At 41.8% G+C, this 20,078-nt stretch carries 18 protein-coding genes and 1 other annotated feature; of the genes, 14 read left to right on the forward strand and 4 right to left on the reverse strand.

The features are described from left to right. The first annotated feature begins 28 nt into the window (after positions 1-28). Genes CSV60_RS07020 through cydC form a run of 4 tightly spaced genes read left to right on the forward strand, consistent with a single transcriptional unit; the run spans position 29 to position 5,880 of the window. Entirely contained in the window at positions 29-1,432 is a 1,404-nt protein-coding gene (locus tag CSV60_RS07020; RefSeq protein ID WP_099630005.1) for a cytochrome ubiquinol oxidase subunit I, read from the forward strand. Further along, positions 1,419-2,435 (forward strand): cytochrome d ubiquinol oxidase subunit II, encoded by a 1,017-nt coding sequence (gene cydB, locus CSV60_RS07025; protein WP_099629694.1) that lies wholly within the window; start codon positions 1,419-1,421, stop codon positions 2,433-2,435. The genes CSV60_RS07020 and cydB overlap by 14 nt, the downstream gene beginning before the upstream one ends. Continuing rightward, positions 2,435-4,156 carry a thiol reductant ABC exporter subunit CydD gene (cydD, locus tag CSV60_RS07030; RefSeq protein WP_099636467.1) on the forward strand — a complete coding sequence of 574 codons (1,722 nt, stop codon included), beginning with the start codon at positions 2,435-2,437 and terminating at the stop codon, positions 4,154-4,156. The genes cydB and cydD overlap by 1 nt, the downstream gene beginning before the upstream one ends. After that, positions 4,153-5,880 carry a thiol reductant ABC exporter subunit CydC gene (gene cydC, locus CSV60_RS07035; protein WP_099636468.1) on the forward strand — a complete coding sequence of 576 codons (1,728 nt, stop codon included), beginning with the start codon at positions 4,153-4,155 and terminating at the stop codon, positions 5,878-5,880. The genes cydD and cydC overlap by 4 nt, the downstream gene beginning before the upstream one ends. Before the next feature lie 127 nt (positions 5,881-6,007). On the opposite strand, the gene CSV60_RS07040 is transcribed toward cydC, so the two are convergent. After that, positions 6,008-6,496, reverse strand: a complete 489-nt coding sequence (locus CSV60_RS07040; RefSeq protein WP_099636469.1) for a DedA family protein — start codon at positions 6,494-6,496, stop codon at positions 6,008-6,010. A gap of 17 nt (positions 6,497-6,513) precedes the next feature. Then, a complete protein-coding gene (gene asd / locus CSV60_RS07045; RefSeq protein ID WP_099636470.1) occupies positions 6,514-7,293 on the reverse strand; it encodes an archaetidylserine decarboxylase in 780 nt (259 codons plus the stop codon). Between the two features lie 56 nt (positions 7,294-7,349). On the opposite strand from asd, the gene pssA reads away from it, so the two are divergent. From pssA to recQ, 3 genes are all read left to right on the forward strand, one after another. Further along, positions 7,350-7,883 (forward strand): CDP-diacylglycerol--serine O-phosphatidyltransferase, encoded by a 534-nt coding sequence (gene pssA, locus CSV60_RS07050; protein WP_099636471.1) that lies wholly within the window; start codon positions 7,350-7,352, stop codon positions 7,881-7,883. A gap of 107 nt (positions 7,884-7,990) precedes the next feature. Next, complete coding sequence (locus CSV60_RS07055; protein WP_099629700.1) at positions 7,991-8,410, forward strand: hemerythrin domain-containing protein; 420 nt, start codon at positions 7,991-7,993, stop codon at positions 8,408-8,410. A 9-nt stretch (positions 8,411-8,419) separates the two neighbouring features. After that, positions 8,420-10,210, forward strand: coding sequence for a DNA helicase RecQ (gene recQ, locus CSV60_RS07060; protein ID WP_099629701.1), 1,791 nt, complete (start codon positions 8,420-8,422; stop codon positions 10,208-10,210). 185 nt (positions 10,211-10,395) lie between these two features. Here the strand turns inward: recQ and CSV60_RS07065 are convergent, their stop codons facing one another. Next, positions 10,396-11,547 carry an MFS transporter gene (locus tag CSV60_RS07065; RefSeq protein WP_099629702.1) on the reverse strand — a complete coding sequence of 384 codons (1,152 nt, stop codon included), beginning with the start codon at positions 11,545-11,547 and terminating at the stop codon, positions 10,396-10,398. Between the two features lie 151 nt (positions 11,548-11,698). On the opposite strand from CSV60_RS07065, the gene CSV60_RS07070 reads away from it, so the two are divergent. The 5 genes from CSV60_RS07070 (at position 11,699) to CSV60_RS07090 (ending at position 17,347) form a co-directional block, all read left to right on the forward strand. Continuing rightward, positions 11,699-12,691 carry a diaminopimelate dehydrogenase gene (locus tag CSV60_RS07070; RefSeq protein ID WP_199173099.1) on the forward strand — a complete coding sequence of 331 codons (993 nt, stop codon included), beginning with the start codon at positions 11,699-11,701 and terminating at the stop codon, positions 12,689-12,691. Between the two features lie 48 nt (positions 12,692-12,739). Then, positions 12,740-13,825, forward strand: coding sequence for a M42 family metallopeptidase (locus CSV60_RS07075; protein WP_099629704.1), 1,086 nt, complete (start codon positions 12,740-12,742; stop codon positions 13,823-13,825). Positions 13,826-13,971: 146 nt separating this feature from the next. Beyond that, positions 13,972-14,937, forward strand: coding sequence for an ornithine carbamoyltransferase (argF, locus tag CSV60_RS07080; protein WP_233189561.1), 966 nt, complete (start codon positions 13,972-13,974; stop codon positions 14,935-14,937). 105 nt (positions 14,938-15,042) lie between these two features. Next, the gene (locus CSV60_RS07085) at positions 15,043-15,501 is read left to right on the forward strand and encodes a small multi-drug export protein (protein WP_099629706.1); all 459 of its coding nucleotides are present in this window, start codon (positions 15,043-15,045) and stop codon (positions 15,499-15,501) included. A gap of 223 nt (positions 15,502-15,724) precedes the next feature. Further along, positions 15,725-17,347, forward strand: a complete 1,623-nt coding sequence (locus tag CSV60_RS07090; RefSeq protein WP_099636472.1) for a long-chain fatty acid--CoA ligase — start codon at positions 15,725-15,727, stop codon at positions 17,345-17,347. 250 nt (positions 17,348-17,597) lie between these two features. Here CSV60_RS07090 and sspI read toward each other — a convergent pair whose 3' ends face one another. Then, the gene (sspI, locus tag CSV60_RS07095; RefSeq protein ID WP_099629708.1) at positions 17,598-17,813 is read right to left on the reverse strand and encodes a small acid-soluble spore protein SspI; all 216 of its coding nucleotides are present in this window, start codon (positions 17,811-17,813) and stop codon (positions 17,598-17,600) included. Positions 17,814-17,895: 82 nt separating this feature from the next. Between sspI and CSV60_RS07100 the strand changes: the two genes are divergently transcribed. Both CSV60_RS07100 and pheS read left to right on the forward strand, forming a co-directional pair. Beyond that, positions 17,896-18,666: a TrmH family RNA methyltransferase gene (locus CSV60_RS07100; RefSeq protein ID WP_099629709.1), complete on the forward strand. Its 771-nt coding sequence runs from the start codon at positions 17,896-17,898 to the stop codon at positions 18,664-18,666. A gap of 53 nt (positions 18,667-18,719) precedes the next feature. After that, positions 18,720-18,954 (forward strand) — a binding site (T-box leader). Between the two features lie 74 nt (positions 18,955-19,028). Further along, positions 19,029-20,066 (forward strand): phenylalanine--tRNA ligase subunit alpha, encoded by a 1,038-nt coding sequence (gene pheS / locus CSV60_RS07105; protein ID WP_099629710.1) that lies wholly within the window; start codon positions 19,029-19,031, stop codon positions 20,064-20,066. The last annotated feature ends 12 nt before the right edge of the window (positions 20,067-20,078 follow it).

Consider the following 20,078-nt stretch of genomic DNA (forward strand, 5'->3'; position numbering starts at 1 on the left):
ACAGTTCGAAAGGAGATTAACAAAAATGATGGAAGAAGTCTTATTAGCGAGAATTCAATTCGCATCTACTACATTGTTCCATTTTATTTTCGTCCCTTTGTCCATCGGCCTGGCGCTGATTATCGCGATCATGCAAACGATGTATCTAGTGAAGAAAGATGAAATTTACTTAAAAATGACGAAGTTCTGGAGTGTTTTCTTTCTAATTAACTTCGCGATTGGTGTAGTGACCGGAATCATTCAAGAGTTTCAATTTGGAATGAACTGGTCCGCCTATTCTAGATTTGTTGGAGATATTTTTGGTGCTCCACTTGCTGTAGAAGCTCTATTGGCATTTTTCTTAGAATCTACATTTATTGGAATTTGGATTTTCGGTTGGAATAAACTCCCGAAGAAATTACATTTAGCTTGTATTTGGTTAGTTTCTATCGGAACGGTCATGTCTGCATTCTGGATATTGGCAGCCAACTCGTTCATGCAAAATCCAACAGGCTATGTATTACAAAATGGCCGTGCGGAAATGAATGATGTGGTAGCTTTGCTGACCAATGAAAAGTTATGGGTCGCGTTCCCGCATACGATTTTCGGAAGTTTCGCTACGGGTGCTTTCTTTGTAGTTGGTGTCAGCGCGTGGTATTTGATCAAGAAACGTCATGTCGACTTCTTTAAAAAGTCTTTGGCGATTTCACTGGTCATCGGTATGTTATCAGGACTTGGAATTGCATTTACGGGTCACTCACAAGCTCAGTACTTGATGCATGCACAACCAATGAAGATGGCTGCTGCAGAAGCGCTATGGGAAGATAGTGGTGATCCGGCCGCATGGACATTATTCGCAAAGATTGATGTGGAAAATCGAGAGACAACTAAACGTATTGATATACCTTATATGTTGAGTTATTTAACATACAGTGAGTTTAAAGGGAAAGTGCAAGGTATGAACGCACTTGAACAACAAATGATTGATAAGCATGGGGAAGGGGAATATCTTCCACCTGTCAAAACGACATTCTGGAGCTTCCGTATAATGGTTGTCACAGGTGGTACATTACTTGGATTAGGCGCACTTGGTTTGTTGCTGATGTTCCGAAAGAAAATTGTAGAATCCGTTTGGTTCCTACGACTTCTAGTAGTGGGGATCTTCCTACCGTTTATTGGGAATTCATTTGGTTGGATTATGTCTGAAATGGGACGACAACCTTGGGTAGTAAACGGTTTAATGAAAACGGTTGACGGGATTTCACCCAATGTCTCAGCAGGCCAGATTCTGTTTTCACTTATTTCCTTTTCCACAATCTATACGATCCTCGGAATCATCATGGTCATATTGTTCGTGAAGTTCATCCAGCGAGGTCCGGATGAACAACCGGAAGAGGATGTATCGGCAACAGATCCGTTTGAAACAGGAGGTGCAGGACATGCCATTAAGTGATATTTGGTTTATATTAATCGCTGTCTTATTCATAGGATTTATCTTCCTAGAAGGATTCGATTTCGGTGTGGGAATGAGTACAAAGTTCCTGGCGCGTAATGATTTGGAAAAACGGGTCGTCATGAATACAATCGGACCCGTTTGGGATGCTAATGAAGTATGGCTAATTACTGCGGGTGGTGCGATGTTTGCTGCATTCCCACACTGGTATGCAACCGCTTTTAGTGGATTCTATTTACCATTTGTCGTCTTATTGCTAGCCTTCATCATACGAGGGGTGGCATTCGAGTTTCGTAATAAAGTTGATTCGAAAGCTTGGGTCAAGACGTGGGACTGGGCGGTATTCATCGGTAGTATTTTACCGCCTTTCCTATTTGGGGTATTCTTCACGAGTTTAATTCGTGGATTACCAATTGATGGGGACATGAACATGTATGCGGGCTTTACCGATTTCGTAAATGTCTACACAGTGATTGGCGGCGTGACGTTTGTTTTGTTATCGTATCTGCATGGATTGCTGTTCATCGGTTTGAAAACGGTAGGCGATTTACGTGAGCGGGCAAATACAGCAGCGCGTAAAGTGTATGCATTAACGGGTGTGTTTCTAGTACTGTTTATGATCTTCACGCATTTGGAGACAGATGCTCTTACAGATCATGGGGCTATTCTAATCCCGCTGTATAGTCTGGCCATCGTATTATACGGATTACTGTTCTTCTTCTTGAAAACGAAACGAGAAGGACTAAGTTTTACGATGACTGGTTTAGTATTGATCATTATCATGGCAAGCTTTTTCATCGCGCTATTCCCGAATGTGATGATCAGTTCACTGGATCCTGCATTTAATATGTCGATTGCAGATGCGGCTTCAGGAGACTATTCATTGAAAATCATGACGATCGTAGCGTTTACTATGGTGCCAATCGTTTTGGCGTATACAATTTGGAGTTATTATGTGTTCCGTAAACGGTTGACAGGTGATAAGGAGCATCTAGAATACTAATGGATAAATACTTGCTTCAATACAAAGGAAGTAAACAAGTGATGGCATGGATTGCACTACTTACTGTAGTTCAGTCCATCGCCATTGTGGTTCAAGCGATTTATTTAGCAAAAGCCATCACACAATTGTTCCAAGGTGCAGACTGGAGTGAAGCGCTTCGGTCATTTGTGATTTTTGTCGTAGCCAACAGTTTACGTCATGTGATTCAATGGGCAAAAGAGCGTATTTCGTATCGATTTGCAGATAGGACAGCAAAGGATTATGAGCAAAAATTATTGAAGAAAATCTTTGATCTTGGCCCTCAAGTAGTTGGGAAATATGGTTCGGGACATTTGGTGACACTCGGTTTGGAAGGTGTCCCGAAGTTCAGAAAGTATTTAGAATTGCTTATACCACGGACATTAGCGATGGCTATAGTTCCGTTCGTCATTGTAGTCTATATCTTTACCCTCGATATTATGTCCGCTGTGACGCTCATTATAGTGTTACCAATTCTTATCATATTTCTGATTCTTATCGGACTCGTTTCTAAGAAGAAAATTGATGAACAGATGGATACGTACCGTTTACTATCTCGGCACTTTGTCGATTCATTACGGGGAATTGTAACACTGAAATACTTGGGGCGTAGCCGAGCGCATGAGCAATCCATTGCTATAGTCAGTAACAAGTATCGTATTGCAACGAATCGATCTTTGCGCTATGCGTTTCTGTCTTCGTTTTCATTGGATTTCTTTGCCAGTCTTTCGGTTGCGGTAGTGGCGGTTGAACTTGGACTTCGATTGATTAATGGACAGATTCTTCTTGAACCGTCACTTATTATTTTGATTCTAGCGCCAGAATTTTTCTCGCCTGTTAGAGAATTAGGAAATGACTTTCACGCGACAGCCGACGGCAAAGACGCAAGCTTACAAATCCACAGTATCTTGGAAGAGAAAACGGTTCTGCCACCAGTCATAGATTCGCCGATTGCTACTTGGAATGATGAGTCGAAGTTGGAATTACGCAATGTCGAAGTCAAAATCGATGAACAGATTATTTTTGAAGGTTTAGATTTGGAGTTAAAAGGGTTCACAAAAGTAGGCGTCATTGGCCATTCAGGTGCAGGGAAATCGACACTAGTTGATGTCTTGTCAGGTTTCACGCTACCTACTGACGGAAGTTGCGTACTGGACGGACAAGAATTGCCGCACCTAGCCACATTGGAGTGGCAAAAACAAATTGCCTATATTCCACAACATCCTACGATTTTTCCGGATACTGTAATCGGAAATATTCGCTTTTATGAACCGGATGCTACATTGCAGGAAGTACAAGACGCCGCGGAGCGTGTAGGTCTAGATCGATTGATCGCAACATTTCCTGCGGGTTATGAAGAACGGATCGGAGCGGGCGGGAGAGTGCTGAGCGGTGGGGAAGAGCAGCGGATTGCGCTAGCTCGTTCGTTACTACAACGTCGTCAAATTTTATTATTCGATGAGCCGACCGCGCATTTAGATATTGAAACAGAGCATGAATTAAAGCAAATGATTTTACCGCTTCTTGAAGATAAACTCGTAGTGTTTGCTACCCATCGGATTCATTGGATGAAGGAAATGGATACCATCGTAGTCCTTGAAAACGGTAAAGTGGTAGAATCGGGCGCCCATGAACAATTAATAAAACAAGACGGAGCTTACTGTCATTTAATTGAAGCGCGTGGAAGGGGGTATGCTATATGAACTTGTACCGACAACATATACTTCCTTACGCCCGTAAATATAATAAAACGATACTATCTACTATACTGCTCGGAACACTGACTATTCTTTCAGCTGCGATGTTGACTTTCACATCAGGATATTTAATATCTCGTACATCGGAAAGACCTGAAACGATCTTACTCGTGTATATTCCGATCGTGGCAGTCCGCACATTTGGTATTTCGCGTGCTGCCTTACGATATGTAGAGCGTCTGCTCGGACACAATGCCGTATTGAAAATTATTGCCGATATGCGCGTGCAGTTATATCACGTTCTGGAGCCGCAAGCATTATTTATTCGTTCGCGTTTTCAAACAGGCGATCTACTCGGTGCGCTAGCGGATGATATTGAACATTTACAGGATGTGTATATCCGTACGTTGTTTCCTACCGTCATCGGATTATTCCTATTCAGTTTCTCAGTGATTGTACTAGCTGTCTATGATTGGAAATTCGCGCTTATTATGGCCGTTTTATTAGCGATCGTGACGTTCGTTTATCCTATGCTTTCACTGTATATGATGAAGAAAAATCAGCTACAGTCGAAAAAACTTCACAGTCAATTATATAACACGATGACAGAAGGTATTTTTGGTTTGCGGGATTGGATCATCAGCGGTAGGAAAGAACAATTTCTTGCTTCGTTTAAAGAAGAAAGTCATGCAAGTCATGCTATTGATAAAAAATTAGTCTATTGGCAACAATCGCGTACAATGCAATTGCAAATTTTCTCTAGTTTACTGGTCTTAATCGTTGGTATTTGGGCAGGACAACAAGCGGCAGCCGGTTCGTTGGCACCCACGTATATCGCTGCATTTACATTGGTTACGTTGCCTATTTTAGAAGGGTTGATTCCCGTGTCATTTGCGATTGAACGTTTACCTGCTTATGAGGCTTCATTGCAGAGAGTCGACACTATACATCAGCAAAATACTTTATTGGAACAAATTCCAATGGAGCTAGGTAATGTAGATCAAGTGTCTATAGTCCTCGACAATGTGAGTTATCGTTATGAAAGTCAAAAAGAAAATGCAGTACAAAATATTACACTCACGATTCAACCAGGAGAAAAAGTTGCGGTACTTGGTAAGAGCGGCGCCGGAAAGTCTACTCTAATACAGCTATTACTAGGTACCGTTCAGCCGACAACTGGACACGTACATGTCAATGGACAATCTTCTTCACTCTATGGTGATTCCATATATGAAATCATGAGCGTCTTAAATCAGAAGCCATATCTTTTCGCCACCACAGTTCAAAACAATATAAAACTTGGAGATGCATCCGCTACGTTAGAAGATGTACAGCGGGTGGCTGAACAAGTCGGTTTATACGAGTATTTACAAACACTTCCTGAAGGCCTGAAAACACAAATGGAAGAAACGGGACAACGTTTCTCGGGCGGTGAACGTCAACGAATTGCACTGGCGCGGATTTTATTGAAACAAACGCCTATCGTCATTTTAGATGAGCCTACGGTTAGTTTGGATCCCGTAACAGAACACTCTCTTGTAGAAACGCTTCATCACTCTCTAGAAAATAAAACAGTCATATGGATCACACATCACTTAATGGGCATGGAAAAAATGGATCGTATTATTTTCATGGATAATGGTGAAATCATCATGAATGGGACGCATCAAGAATTATTGGCTACGAATGAAAGATATCGTCAGCTATATGTGCTGGATCAAGGTATATAAAGAATTGCATGAAAAACGACGATATCATTTCTTAGCCGAAATGACATCGTCGTTTTAGTTTCTAAACATAGTGCGGATGTGGCACTACGTCTAGAAACTATGTTTTGTGTTTTCATCTCCCGGTCATTTAGAAAAAAGGTAAATGAATGAAATAGCCGAGTAACAAGCAAACTGTTGTCGAGACAATCACACCGGGTATGGCAAACAATACATAGCGGTGAATACTCATACCACTCATCCCTGAAATATAGCAGATTAAATGGCGCATGCCTGGAACAAAATATCCGAATGTCACCGTCCAGGAGCCGTAGGTCATAAACCATCGCTCAATCTTGTGCATACGATGTGGTGTAAGGAATAAATGTTTTCCAAAACGTTGAATCAACGGTTTACCAAGTTTTCTACCAATCAAGTATGTGAACAGGGATCCGACCATTACACCGGATAGTGTGAAAATTATTGTGAATAGAAATTGGAATGTTCCCGCTGAAGTTAAATAACCAGCGAGTGCTACAAGCAATTCATCGGGCACAGGAAGCCCGAAAATACCAAGGGACAAAAAGAAAAATATCGACAGATAACCATACTGCACTACATATTCTTGAAGATGTTCCATCAGAAAACCTCATCTACTTAATATTGCCACTCTCCGATCCTATCACCAACTTGAACTTCTGTAAAAGGCATTTCTTCTGGTCGGAATGCCTCATGGTGTTCGATAAATAAAATAACAGTGGACCCAAATGCAAAATGACCAAAATTTTGCCCTTTTACACAAGTAGTTTCAGAATTGGCAATGCGGATACTGTTTACATTTAAGGCGCCCACCTTGACGATTGCAATATGTCCGAAATCAGTCGAGAGTTCCGAAATAACTCTATGGTTGGAAGAAAATACATTGTCACGCATGCGAATTCCTAGATCATTAACAGGATACGAGGTAGAACCTAATGCATAGCGATTCACAAGTGTTCCGGAAATAGGATAATGGAAATGATGGTAATGTCTCGGTGAGAGATAGAATAGATAATAATAGCCATTCGTATAGCGCTCGGCTTTTTCCGAATCGCCAAGCAATGCATGTAGACTGTATGTTTTATCTTTTACACTAAATTGTTGGTGTGGATCGATGTTGCCTGAATCGCTTAATACACCGTCGACTGGCGAGATTAAGTTCATTGGATTGCTATCGATCGGTCTTTTGCCCGCCTGTAATGAGCGAGTGAAAAAGTCATTGAGACTAGAATATTGTTCTATTCTGTATTCCGCTTCGTCTACTTGAATATGGTAGAATGATGCAAAGGGCTTAATTAGCGGCTTGCTAATTCGAGAAGTTGTCAATTTTTTTAGTAGCGCCGAACTAACTGGCGAACCTGTTAGTTCTACAAATGATTTAAAAATACGTGTTTTCATCTTTTCTTCCTTTCATTAAAAGCATATACTAAAGAAGTATACGAGGAGGTCGTAACTTGTTTTCATTCAGATATTTTGATTATACTAAACTAAAATCACAATTGGCGAATATCATCACACTTTTTAATTTAAGTTTAGGGATTATAGCGATATTACTTGTGCTTCAAGGCCATGCACATATGAGTCTAATGTTCATATTCTTCGCTGCATTATTTGATCGGTTCGACGGTATGGTAGCTAGGCATTATCATGCAGAGTCGGCATTTGGGAAAGAACTCGATTCACTTAGCGATTTAGTTTCATTTGGTGTAGCACCTGCTATTCTACTCTATGATACAGCGTTGACTGATACGATGTGGATTGGTTTGTCCGCTGTGATTTTTTATATTTTAGCAGGCGCTGTCCGTTTAGCCCGTTATAACGTAGAAGAGTTTGATGGTTCCTATTATGGCCTGCCTATAACAGCAGCGGGTGTTTTACTTACATTAAGTTACTTTGTCGTCCCTTATTTGATTGCACCTTACCTTGTGATTTATATGTGCATACTCGCATGGCTGATGGTCAGTCGTATTCGTATAGCGAAAGTGTAAAAAGTGTCTTACAGAGAATTTTTCTGTAAGGCTCTTTTCATTGTAGGAAGCTATCACTGACCTAGAAATTCTGTTATGCTTAAGAAAAACTAGAAGGAGTGGTCGGCATGTCAGGACCTGCATTAAGACAGCTTCATTCACATAAAGCGATTCATGAAGGTGGACTATCTGGTGCCATAATGAAAACAGATGAATTAATAGAATATGTAGAACAAGGTGAAACGGAAATGGTTCAGCAAGCCTGTGATCATTTACTGGATTATTGGAAGACGCGTGTCATCAGTCATGCAGATGCCGAAGAAGAAGGTTTTTATAAAAAAATAATGGAAGAAAAGCCCGAACTGGAGCGAGATATTATCCAGCTTACACGCGACCATGATTTGATGCGAATTCTCGTTGCAGACATCGAGTCGTTACGTGAGGAAGATCCAACTGTGACGCCTGAAATCCTTCAAAAATTTAATGGCTTGATCGTAGTGAATGAGCTACATAGTCGAGAAGAAGAGCGCTTATTGTTTCAATCATAAAAACTAATAATGAGGGAGGTGGTAGCGATCATTCAAAATCCGTTAGATATATTGGATAAGTATTTTGGTTATTCAGCATTTCGGGAAGGGCAACAACGAGTGATTGAACAAGTATTACAAGGTGATGACTCACTTTGCGTAATGCCGACAGGTGGCGGTAAGTCTGTCTGCTATCAAGTACCGGCATTGGCAATGGAAGGAACGGTTCTTGTCATTTCACCGTTGATCTCCTTGATGAAGGACCAAGTCGATGCATTGCATCAGTTGGGTATACCAGCGGCGTATATTAACAGTACATTATCGTCAGAGGAATATTTTGGCACGATGGATAACGCACTCGAAGGAAAGTATAAGCTGTTGTACGTAGCACCTGAGCGATTGGATTCCGAATCCTTTCTCAATCAATTGCAAAAAATGACGATTCCGCTGATTGCGATCGATGAAGCCCATTGTATTTCGCAATGGGGACATGATTTCCGTCCAAGCTACCGTAATATACACCGAGTTTTTGATTATTTACGTAATCGACCGATTATTCTTGCATTGACTGCAACAGCTACGCCTGAAGTACAGGATGATATATGCCAGCAATTACATATACCTCCTGTTAGCCGTGTTGTAACTGGTTTTGAGCGGAGTAATCTACTATTTTCGGTAGTAAAAGGTCAAAATCGGGATCAATTCGTTAAAGAGTACACACAGAAAAATAAAAATGAATCAGGTATCATTTATGCTGCAACGAGAAAAGCGGTCGAGCAAGTATATTTGTTACTTGAGAAAAGTGGTATTCCGGTTGCTAAATATCATGCAGGATTACCCGACTATGAACGTCAACATCAACAAGATCGTTTCATCATGGAAGACGCACGCGTGATGGTCGCGACGAACGCGTTTGGTATGGGGATTGATAAATCGAATATACGCTACGTCATTCATTATCAAATGCCGAAGAATATGGAAAGTTATTATCAGGAAGCTGGGAGAGCGGGGCGTGACGGGCTCGACAGCGATTGTTATTTGTTATTCTCTTCGCAAGATGTCTTAACGCAACGCTTCCTCATCGAACAATCTCCAGATCCTTCCCGTGTATCAAATGAAATCAAAAAGATGCAAGTGATGGTTGATTACTGCCATACGGAAGGCTGTCTGCAAAAACACATTATCAAGTATTTTGGCGAAGAGGATGTCGAAGAATGTGGTCGTTGCGGTAACTGCACTGACACGCGTGAACAGTTTGATGTAACTGTCGATACACAAAAAGTACTTTCCTGTGTTATTCGTATGGGGCAACGTTTCGGTAAGACGATGGTTGCGCAAGTACTTACAGGATCCAGAAACAAAAAGTTGAAAGAATTGAACTTCGATGAGCTATCGACATATGGATTGATGAAAGGGCGCAATGCTAAAGACGTAGCGGATTTCATTGAATTTTTGATTTCAAAGAATTATTTACAAGTGGAAAGTGGACCCTATCCGACTATTTTCGTCAGCGAAGACGGGAAAGATGTGTTGTTAGGAAAAGTAAAAGTCTGGCGTAAAGGCGAGATGGTAACAACTGTCGTCGCAACAGATGATCCGTTATTCAATGAACTACGGGCGGTGCGCTTAAAACTAGCACAGGAAGCTGGTGTCCCGCCTTTCGTTATTTTCTCGGACAAGACATTACGGGATATGGTAACTAAAATGCCTGCCACTAATGAAGAGTTATTGTCCGTGCAAGGGGTAGGCGAAACGAAGCTTGAACGTTATGGGGAAGTGTTCCTCGAGATTATTAATTCGTTCTCTACACAGCAAGCGTGAAAACAGGAGATGTCCGGAAAGTCGTGTAGCAACGACTTCTTGTGGCATCTCCTTTTCATTCCCAATCACTTATTCATACGCACTACATGTAGGAACTTGAACCATACAAAAAAGGTATGTCCGTTAACGTCTTTTGACCTCGATGGACATACTCTTTTACATATAATTTATTGGGGAATTCGATATTAGTTTGTAGGTTGGATATCTTTTCGCAGACCGATGAATGTAAAAATGGCCGCGATAAGCAAAATTGCACTTGCAAGCATAAAAGCATGATGGAAATCTAAATCTAATATACCGATAGTACCAGACCCCACTACAACGCCAAAGGAGAAGAATGCGTAGAAGAATCCGTACGCTTTCCCTCTTGTTTCAGGTTCTGTGGAATCAATTAGCAACGAGTTGATAGAAGGAAACAGGAATGCGAACCCAGTTCCATAGACAACCATTGCCAACATCATCCACGATAGTTCGTCAACTTGCGATAAGAATAACATACTGCCACTCATCAATAGCAAGCCGATTGCCAATGTGACCATCGGACGGGCGATATCAAAAATACGGTTGATCGGTAAAACAAAAATCAACACAGCAACTAGACCGAACACACTCAACAGCATTCCGGTCATTTTTGCATCAAAGTGAAGGTGTTCTACTTTTAGTGGAAGCACTAATGCCAATACGCCTTGTGAGAACATTAAGAAGAACGCGCCAAGGAATGCCCGGACGATACCAGGGTGGCGGAAAAAAGCTAACGGCTTTACCGCTTTTTGTTTCGCTGACTTCACTTTTCTTACGTATGTAAAGGAACGTAAAAATAGTATAGCGCCAATCGTCAATAGAATCATAAAGGCGCCATTGATGGCCATAATGGTCGCGACGCTTGTCTTAACGGAAACAATTCCACTATATGCAGGTCCGAAAATGGCCGCGAGCCCGACAAATGCACCCGATATTGCAGCATTTCTTCCACGCTTGGAACGTTCGGAGCCATTAGCGAGAAACGTGAAGGCGGCAGGAATGATCAAGCCTTCCGTCAAGCCGTGTAAAAATCGAATGCCAATTAGTGAAACAGAACCAGAAATCAATCCATATGAGAACAACGACAAAGCCGACGTGAACAAACCAAGTAATAGAATATAAAATGGTCCTCTGCGATCTGTCAAAATACCTGAAATGATATTACCGAAAACATTCGCAAACGAGTAAATACCAACAGATAATCCGACGATGAAAGCGGAAACGCCAAGACCTGTAGCAAACGGACTAATGACCGGCAACTGTGAAAATAAATCAAAAAACGAGAAGAACACAATTAGATAGACAAAAAAACGCATAAAAGATCCTCACTTTACAAAGAATTGACCTACTATCTATTTTACCATGAAACATTTCGAATTGAACCGAACTGCTCAAAAGATAAATATTCGCAATCTATCACCCTTAAAGGTAAAATGAGAAACGTAAACAGAAAGAAAAAGGGGATGAATGATCTTGACGAAAGAAATTCGAGTAGGAATCGCTGGTTACGGTAATTTGGGGCGTGGAGTAGAGTCAGCCATTAGTCAAAATAAAGATATGACATTAGTTGGTGTATTCACACGCAGAGAGCCGAAAGACGTACAATTACTCTCGGAGCAAGTAGCGGTCTATAAGCTGGATGAAATTGAATCTTTTAAAGAAGATATTGATGTATTGATTTTATGCGGTGGATCTAAAAATGACTTGCCTGAACAAGGGCCAGCACTTGCGAAACACTTTACAACAGTAGATAGCTTTGACACGCATGCAAAGATTCCCGAGTACTTCGCGGCTGTTGATGAAGCAGCTAATGAAGCAGGGACGACAGCAATCATTTCTGTTGGGTGGGACCCGGGTTTATTTTCAATCAATCGCTTAATGGGAGAATCCATTTTGCCTGAAGGGGAAACCTATACATTCTGGGGTAAAGGATTAAGCCAAGGTCACTCCGATGCAGTGCGCCGTGTTGATGGTGTCAAAGCAGGCGTTCAGTACACTTTACCCGCGGAGGATGCGATCAATCGTGTGCGTAACGGTGAGCATCCTGAGCTTTCAACTAAAGATAAACATACACGTGAATGTTATGTCGTTCTTGAAGAAGGAGCAAGTGAAGATCAAGTTCGTGAAACGATTGTCACCATGCCTGACTACTTTGCAGACTACGATACAATGGTTCATTTTATTACGGAAGAAGAACTTCGTATTGATCATGCAAAGATGCCGCATGGTGGTTTCGTCATTCGAAGCGGCAATACAGGTAAACACACGGATCAAGTCATTGAGTTTTCACTCAAACTAGACAGTAATCCCGAATTTACGTCAAGTGTCTTAGTCGCATATGCGAGAGCAGCTTATAAATTGCAGCAAAAAGGCGAGACTGGGGCGAAGACAGTCTATGACATCGCACCAGGATTGTTATCACCTAAATCACCTGCAGCTATTCGTAAAGAACTGTTGTAAGACCGGAGCCATTACGTTTGGATATAGAATGAGGAGGCAGAATGTTTTATGAAACTAGATGAAACGTTAGAGATGCTAAAAGATTTAACGGATGCACGAGGAATCCCTGGCAATGAGCGCGAAGCGCGTGACGTCATGACGAAACACATCAAACCCTATGCAGATGAAATCGATCATGACGGACTAGGTTCACTGATCGCTAGCAAAGAAGGCGATGCAAACGGACCGAAAATTATGATTGCGGGACACTTGGATGAAGTAGGCTTTATGTTGACGCGAATCGATGACAAAGGCTTCATTTACTTTCAGACAGTAGGTGGATGGTGGTCACAAGTCATGTTGGCACAACGTGTTTCCATCGTTACACGTTCTGGCGAGACGATTACAGGAGTGATTGGTTCAAAGCCGCCACATATTTTGCCTCCCGAAGCTCGTAAGAAACCTGTCGATATTAAGGACATGTTCATTGATGTAGGCGCAGAGTCAAAAGAAGAAGTTCTATCATGGGGCGTTCTTCCGGGCGACATGATTGTGCCGTACTTCGAATTCACGGTCATGAAAAACGAAAATTACTTACTTGCAAAAGCATGGGATAATCGTATTGGCTGCGCCATCGCTATTGAAGTGATGAAGCAGCTAAAAGATGAAAAGCACCCGAATCGTTTGTATAGTGTAGGTGCTATTCAAGAAGAAGTTGGTTTGCGTGGAGCCAAAACAGCGACGAATAAAATTCAACCGGATATCGGTTTCGCAGTAGACGTAGGAATTGCTGGGGATACACCAGGTATTACAGCAAAAGAATCTGTTGGTACAATGGGTGAAGGTCCGCAGATCTTGTTGTATGACGCTTCGATGGTATCCCATAGAGGATTACGCAATTTCGTGGTCGATACAGCAGAAGAGCTGAATATTCCGTATCAATTTGCGACAATGGCCGGTGGTGGAACGGATGGCGGATCAATCCACTTAAGCGGAACAGGAATCCCTACATTGGCTATATGCATTCCGACTCGCTACATCCATAGTCATGCGGCCATGCTTCACCGTAAAGATTTTGAGAATACAGTTAAACTGTTAGTTGAAATTGTTAAACGCCTTGATGCAAATACAGTGAAAAACATCACATTTGAATAATTTATACACTTACACAGCGGTGCCCAAAAAGCATCGCTGTTTTTAATGAAATACTATGAAAATTTATAAAGATTCATTTGACTTCATAAATATACAATTGTATACTAGTTTATACATACTTCAAATGGATGGTAGGGGATCAACAAATGGTAAAAACAAATCAAACAACAACAAGCATAGATAAGGATAGCTTAAAAGGACGCGACTTTTTAACACTACTCGATTATTCCAGTGAGGAAATCGCGTATCTCATACAACTGGCATATGACATGAAGCAAGATACATTGGCTGGTAAAACACCGGACATTTTAGCAGGTAAAACATTAGGTATGATTTTTGAGAAGAACTCTACTCGTACACGTATTTCATTCGAAGTAGGCATGATTCAATTGGGTGGACATGGTCTATTCATGAATGCACGAGATTTACAGATTGGACGTGGAGAATCGGTTTCAGATACAGGTAAAGTATTATCCGAATTTTTAGATGGTGTGATGATTCGTGCAAAATCTCATAAAATGGTCGAGGAATTGGCAGAACATACTTCAGTTCCCGTCATTAACGGTTTAACTGATCTATTTCACCCGTGCCAAGCAATGGCGGATTTACTGACTATCAAGGAAGTAAAAGGTGATTTGAAAGGCTTAAAACTTTCCTATATTGGAGACGGCAACAATGTGGCGCATTCATTAGTGATTGCGGGTGCGCATATGGGTATGCATGTTTCTGTGGCGACACCTAAAGGTTATGAATACCACTCAGGTTTACTTGAAAAAGCGAAGAAAATTGCTGAGTCAAATGGTGGAAGCGTGACGTCGACGTACGATCCGATTGAATCCTCCACAGATGCAGATGCAATTTATACGGATGTTTGGACAAGTATGGGGCAGGAAGAAGAAGCGGCGAAGCGTCTAGTCGATTTCAAAGATTTCCAAATCAATGATCAATTGGTCAGTCATGCGAAAAAAGATTATGTGTTCTTGCATTGTCTACCAGCACACCGTGAAGAAGAGGTATCGACTTCCGTAATCGATGGTTCTAACTCGTATGTATTCCAGCAAGCAGGAAATCGTCTGCATGCACAAAAAGCGATCCTCGCATCTTTATTATAATAAATCATTCAACTGCTTTCCTGTGAATTCGGAAAGCAGTTTTTTTATGTTTTGCACTCTTTCATTTGATATACTGAATGGAATCGAAATGGGGGAGGAAACTAGTTGATTACGTATTTACTTGTATTTCTTGCGGGTGCAACTCCGGGGTTTGAAGTATTAGTGGCGGTTCCTTTGGGGATTTTACGTGGTATGTCTCTGCCGGCTGCTATTGTGATTGGCTTTGCAGGGAATGCTTTAACTATAACGCTTGAAATTTTGGTTTTTCAGAAATTAAAAAACTGGTGGGATAGCAAAAAGAAAACCGATGTAAAACCTCCGTCAAAGCGTACAGCTCGTGCAGAGAAAATTTGGCAGCGCTACGGTGTTCCAGGTCTAGCATTGCTAGGTCCAATTCTGATTGGCTCCCATTTGGCAGCGTTCTTGGCACTTGCTCTAGGCTCTTCCAAATCAAAGACTGCTAGTTGGTTGCTAATTAGCCTTGCTATATGGTCAATCGTATTCGGTGCACTAACCGTTCTTGGTGTGGATGCATTCTTTTGGACGCGTCAAAAATTGGTGTAAACTACATTCTACCGATTTGTGTAGACAGAATAGTCAGTCAATGTATATACTATATTTAGAAAGTAACAGTAGTGAATATTCATAGAGTTAGTTGTTTGCGCGTAGAGTACATCCTAGGAATCATTCCATCTGCGCATCGATTTCATTGAAATGATAGTACATGCTTTGGATCGTGTTAAACGGATCGATAACTTGATTTCTGACGAAAGAGGAGCGGATGAATATGATGCAAACACCATTGATTCTATCTACATTTATCACACGTGCAGAACGTTTTTTTCCAAACAAAATGATTATTTCACGAACTGGTGAACAGAGTATACAGCGTTTTACGTATCGTGAATGGGCAAAGAGAACACGTAAACTGTCAAATGCACTGACACAGTTAGGAATGGAGCATGGAACAAAAGTCGGTACGTTCGCTTGGAACCATCACCGTCATCTAGAAGCGTATTTCGCAGTGCCTTGTACGGGTGCAATCTTGCATATGATTAATATACGACTATCGCCTGAGCATATTATGTATATTATCAATCACGCGGAAGACGAAATTTTGCTAGTGGATGAAGAATTTTTCCCTCATCTTGAAAAAATGGCACCCATGCTGAAGACGGTAAAACATTTTGTAGTCATGGGCGATAGTAAAGATATTCCCGAGACTACGTTAGAAAATGTCCATTCTTACGAAGCGTTAGTGGAAAACGCCTCAGATGAATATGAATACCCGGAAGATTTGGATGAGAATACTCCAGCAGGCTTATGCTATACATCTGCTACTACGGGGCAACCGAAAGGAGTTATTTATACACATCGTGGATTGGTGTTGCATAGCTACGCACTCGGACTGGCGGATTCTATGGCACTGTGTGAACGCGATATTGCAATGTCTGTTGTGCCGATGTTCCATGCTAATGCATGGGGAGTGCCATTTGCCGCAGTTTTCTTTGGGACAACCCAAGTTTTACCGGGGCCAGGATTTAATCCGACAGTCTTACTCGACTTGATTGAAAGTGAAAAAGTGACCATTACGGCCGGTGTTCCGACGATTTGGCTAGCTGTATTAAGAGTGCTTGAGCAAAAACCACGTAATATTTCATCGTTACGTGTCATTGTGTGTGGCGGATCTGCGTCTCCTAAAGGCTTAATTAAGACATTTGAAGAAAAATACAAAATACCATTTGTCATCGGCTATGGCATGACGGAAACCTCACCGCTTGTCAGTTTATCTGTGCTAACTTCTTCTATGGATAATTTGACAATAGATGAGAGAATTGATATTCGGTCTTTGCAAGGCTTGGTCATGCCGGGGCTGGATATTCGTGTAGTCAATGAAGACGGAGAAGTACCGTGGGACGGCCAGACGATGGGTGAGTTGATCGTCAGAGGTCCATGGATTGCAAGTGAATATTATAAAGATGAGCGTACCGAAGAAGCGTTTAAAGATGGTTGGCTGTATACGGGAGATATTGCGGTGATGACAGAGGACGGCTATCTGAAGTTGACGGATCGTACGAAGGATCTGATCAAGAGTGGTGGAGAATGGATTTCTTCTGTTGATTTGGAGAATGCATTGATGTCACATAATGATGTGTATGAGGCTGCAGTGATTGCGGTTCCGCATGAGAAGTGGATGGAGCGTCCGCTAGCTTGTGTAGTGTTGAATGAGAATGTGGCGGAGAGTGACGCGAAAGTGCAAGAGTTGAAGGATTCGCTGAAGGGGCAGTTTGCGAGTTGGTGGATTCCGGATGAGGTTTTGTTTGTCAAGGAGATTCCTAAGACGTCTGTTGGGAAGTTTTTAAAGGCGGCTTTGCGTGATCAGTTGAAGGATCACTATACGAAGAAGTAAAGACACGCGCGTGCACCGTTTCCCTGCGTTCCAGGCGGACGCGTTCGGGAGGGCCCGCGGTTAGCCAACTAGGTCGCATGCTCCCTTTAGTTGTCTAACCTGTCGGGCTGATCCTCCCCGAGTCGCCGCCTTACACTTCGGTCCACTAACATATTTTTCTGAAAGGTGTGACTATAAAAAATATAGTTCAAAAGATAAACCCTTCACACTTTAATCAATGTGAAGGGTTTATCTCTTCTTTACTGGTCTTTTATTGTGCTTGGGCGAATGCTTGAGATAGTTCATTGGTGATTTCTGTTTTTTCTTTTTCATCGGAACGTTTCCATAGTTGCTCGAAAAACACACCTAATCCCGGCAATAAATGTTCTTCGCCTCGTTGGATGGCATCGTCGATCACGCTTCGTACGTCAGTGGAGCTATTGTTTGTCATGTTTGCTGAAATTGCATCGCGTATTTGGAAATTCATATTCTTCAGCCTCCTTTATTCTCATCTTTTCCACAAAAGTCGCTAAATATACGCTGGTTTGATACACTAAAAAGAAAAAAGGATGTTCAGCCTCTTGAATAAACGAATTGAATCAACTCAGAACTCATTAGTGAAACATTGGAAGAAACTGGTTACGACTAGAAAGGAACGAGATCAGACGAAAGAGTTCCTTGTGGAAGGTGTCCATCTTGTCGAAGAAGCCATTAAACAGCCAGATGTAGTTCTTCAATTACTTGTACGCGAGGATATTGAAATTCCGGCACATTGGACAGCGCCAATTATTGAACTGACAGCTGCAGTTGCTAAGGAGATTTCCGAAACAGAGCAGACACAAGGTGTTTTTGCCTATTGTAGACAGCCTCAATATGAAGAAACAGATCAACATCAGTGGAAGCGGGTGTTGTTAATTGATGCTGTACAAGATCCAGGAAATATCGGCACAATGATTCGTACTGCAGACGCGGCGGGTTTGGATGCGGTCATTTTAGGTAAAGGATGTGCAGATCCATTCAATCCGAAAACGGTTCGTTCTGCGCAAGGTTCTCATTTCCATATTCCAGTAGTACGCGAAGAGTTGTCCGTTTGGATCGATCGTTTGAAAAGCCATCATGTCCCGATTATCGGTACAGGTTTGCAGCAAGCTGTTTCCCTCGATGAACTGCAAACACACACCTCATTTGCACTACTTGTAGGAAATGAAGGAAGTGGCGTTGATAGCGAATTACTATCTCAGGCCGATCATGTAGTGAAAATTCCGTTATACGGCCAAGCTGAATCACTGAATGTGGCAGTTGCAACAGGTATCTTGTTGTACACGCTTCGTCAGCCATGACATCTCTATTGAAGGCGTAATCGATTTACGGTATACTAGAAGTCGAATCAAAGAAAATAGCAATGACCGGGAAAAGTAAATGGGTAGATGCGTTATCAGGGATTTCACACCTTGACTGAAAGTGTGAAAAACGATGCTCCATTGAAGTTCACCCCGCGAGCTGCACGCTTGGACCAGACATGTAAAGGCGTGCCGGCATAGGACCGTTATTCCAATTCAAGTGATTTTGCATCGTTTTTTGATGCAAACTAATCAGGGTGGTACCGCGAAATCGACCTCGTCCCTTTTATAGGGGCGAGTTTTTTGTTTTCCGGAAGTTTGGCTAGACAATACTACCGAAATAGAGAGAGGAGCAAGTACACATGAAAGAACAGTTGCATGAACTGAAAGAACAAGTAATACTGAAAATCAAAGAATCCAATACTGTCAAAGATTTGAACGATGTGCGCGTAGCGTATCTAGGTAAAAAAGGACCGATTACTGACCTGTTAAAAGGGATGGGTAAACTGCCTGCTGAAGAACGCCCAAAGATGGGTGCACTCGTCAACGAAATTCGTGAAAGTGTTACAGAAATTCTTGAGGAACGGAAAGAAACCCTTGAACAGCAAGCGATCCAGGAGCAATTGGAAAATGAATCAATTGATGTCACATTACCAGGCCGTCCAGTAGAACTAGGTAATCATCACCCTTTAACACGTGTAGTAGAGGAAATTGAAGACTTTTTCATTAGTATGGGCTATGAAATCGCAGAAGGTCCCGAAGTGGAAAAAGATTATTACAACTTTGAAGCGTTGAATTTGCCAAAAGGTCACCCAGCCCGTGATATGCAAGATTCTTTCTATATTACAGAGGACATTTTATTGCGCACACACACTTCTCCTGTTCAAGCTCGTACGATGGAAGCGAAAGATGGGGCCGCAATCAAAATCATTTGTCCAGGTAAAGTATACCGCCGAGACTCAGATGATGCGACGCATTCTCATCAATTCACACAGATTGAAGGACTTGTTGTAGGTGAAAACATCCGCATGAGCGACTTGAAAGGCACGCTTGATTTATTGGCAAAGAAATTATTTGGTGCTGAGCGTGAAATTCGTTTGCGTCCAAGCTTCTTCCCATTCACTGAGCCTTCAGTTGAAATGGATATTTCTTGTTTTAAGTGTGGTGGAACAGGCTGTAACGTTTGTAAGAAAACAGGCTGGATCGAAATTTTAGGAGCGGGAATGGTTCATCCAAACGTTTTAGAAATGGCCGGCTATAACCCGGAAGAAGTTACAGGATTTGCATTCGGCATGGGCCCGGAAAGAATTGCGATGTTAAAATACGGAGTGGAAGATATTCGTCATTTCTATACAAATGACATTCGGTTTATTTCACAATTCCACCGTTCAGAGGCATAAGGAGGAATATTG

This window comes from Sporosarcina sp. P7, from assembly GCF_002743425.1.
In the GTDB taxonomy this organism is placed as follows: domain Bacteria; phylum Bacillota; class Bacilli; order Bacillales_A; family Planococcaceae; genus Sporosarcina.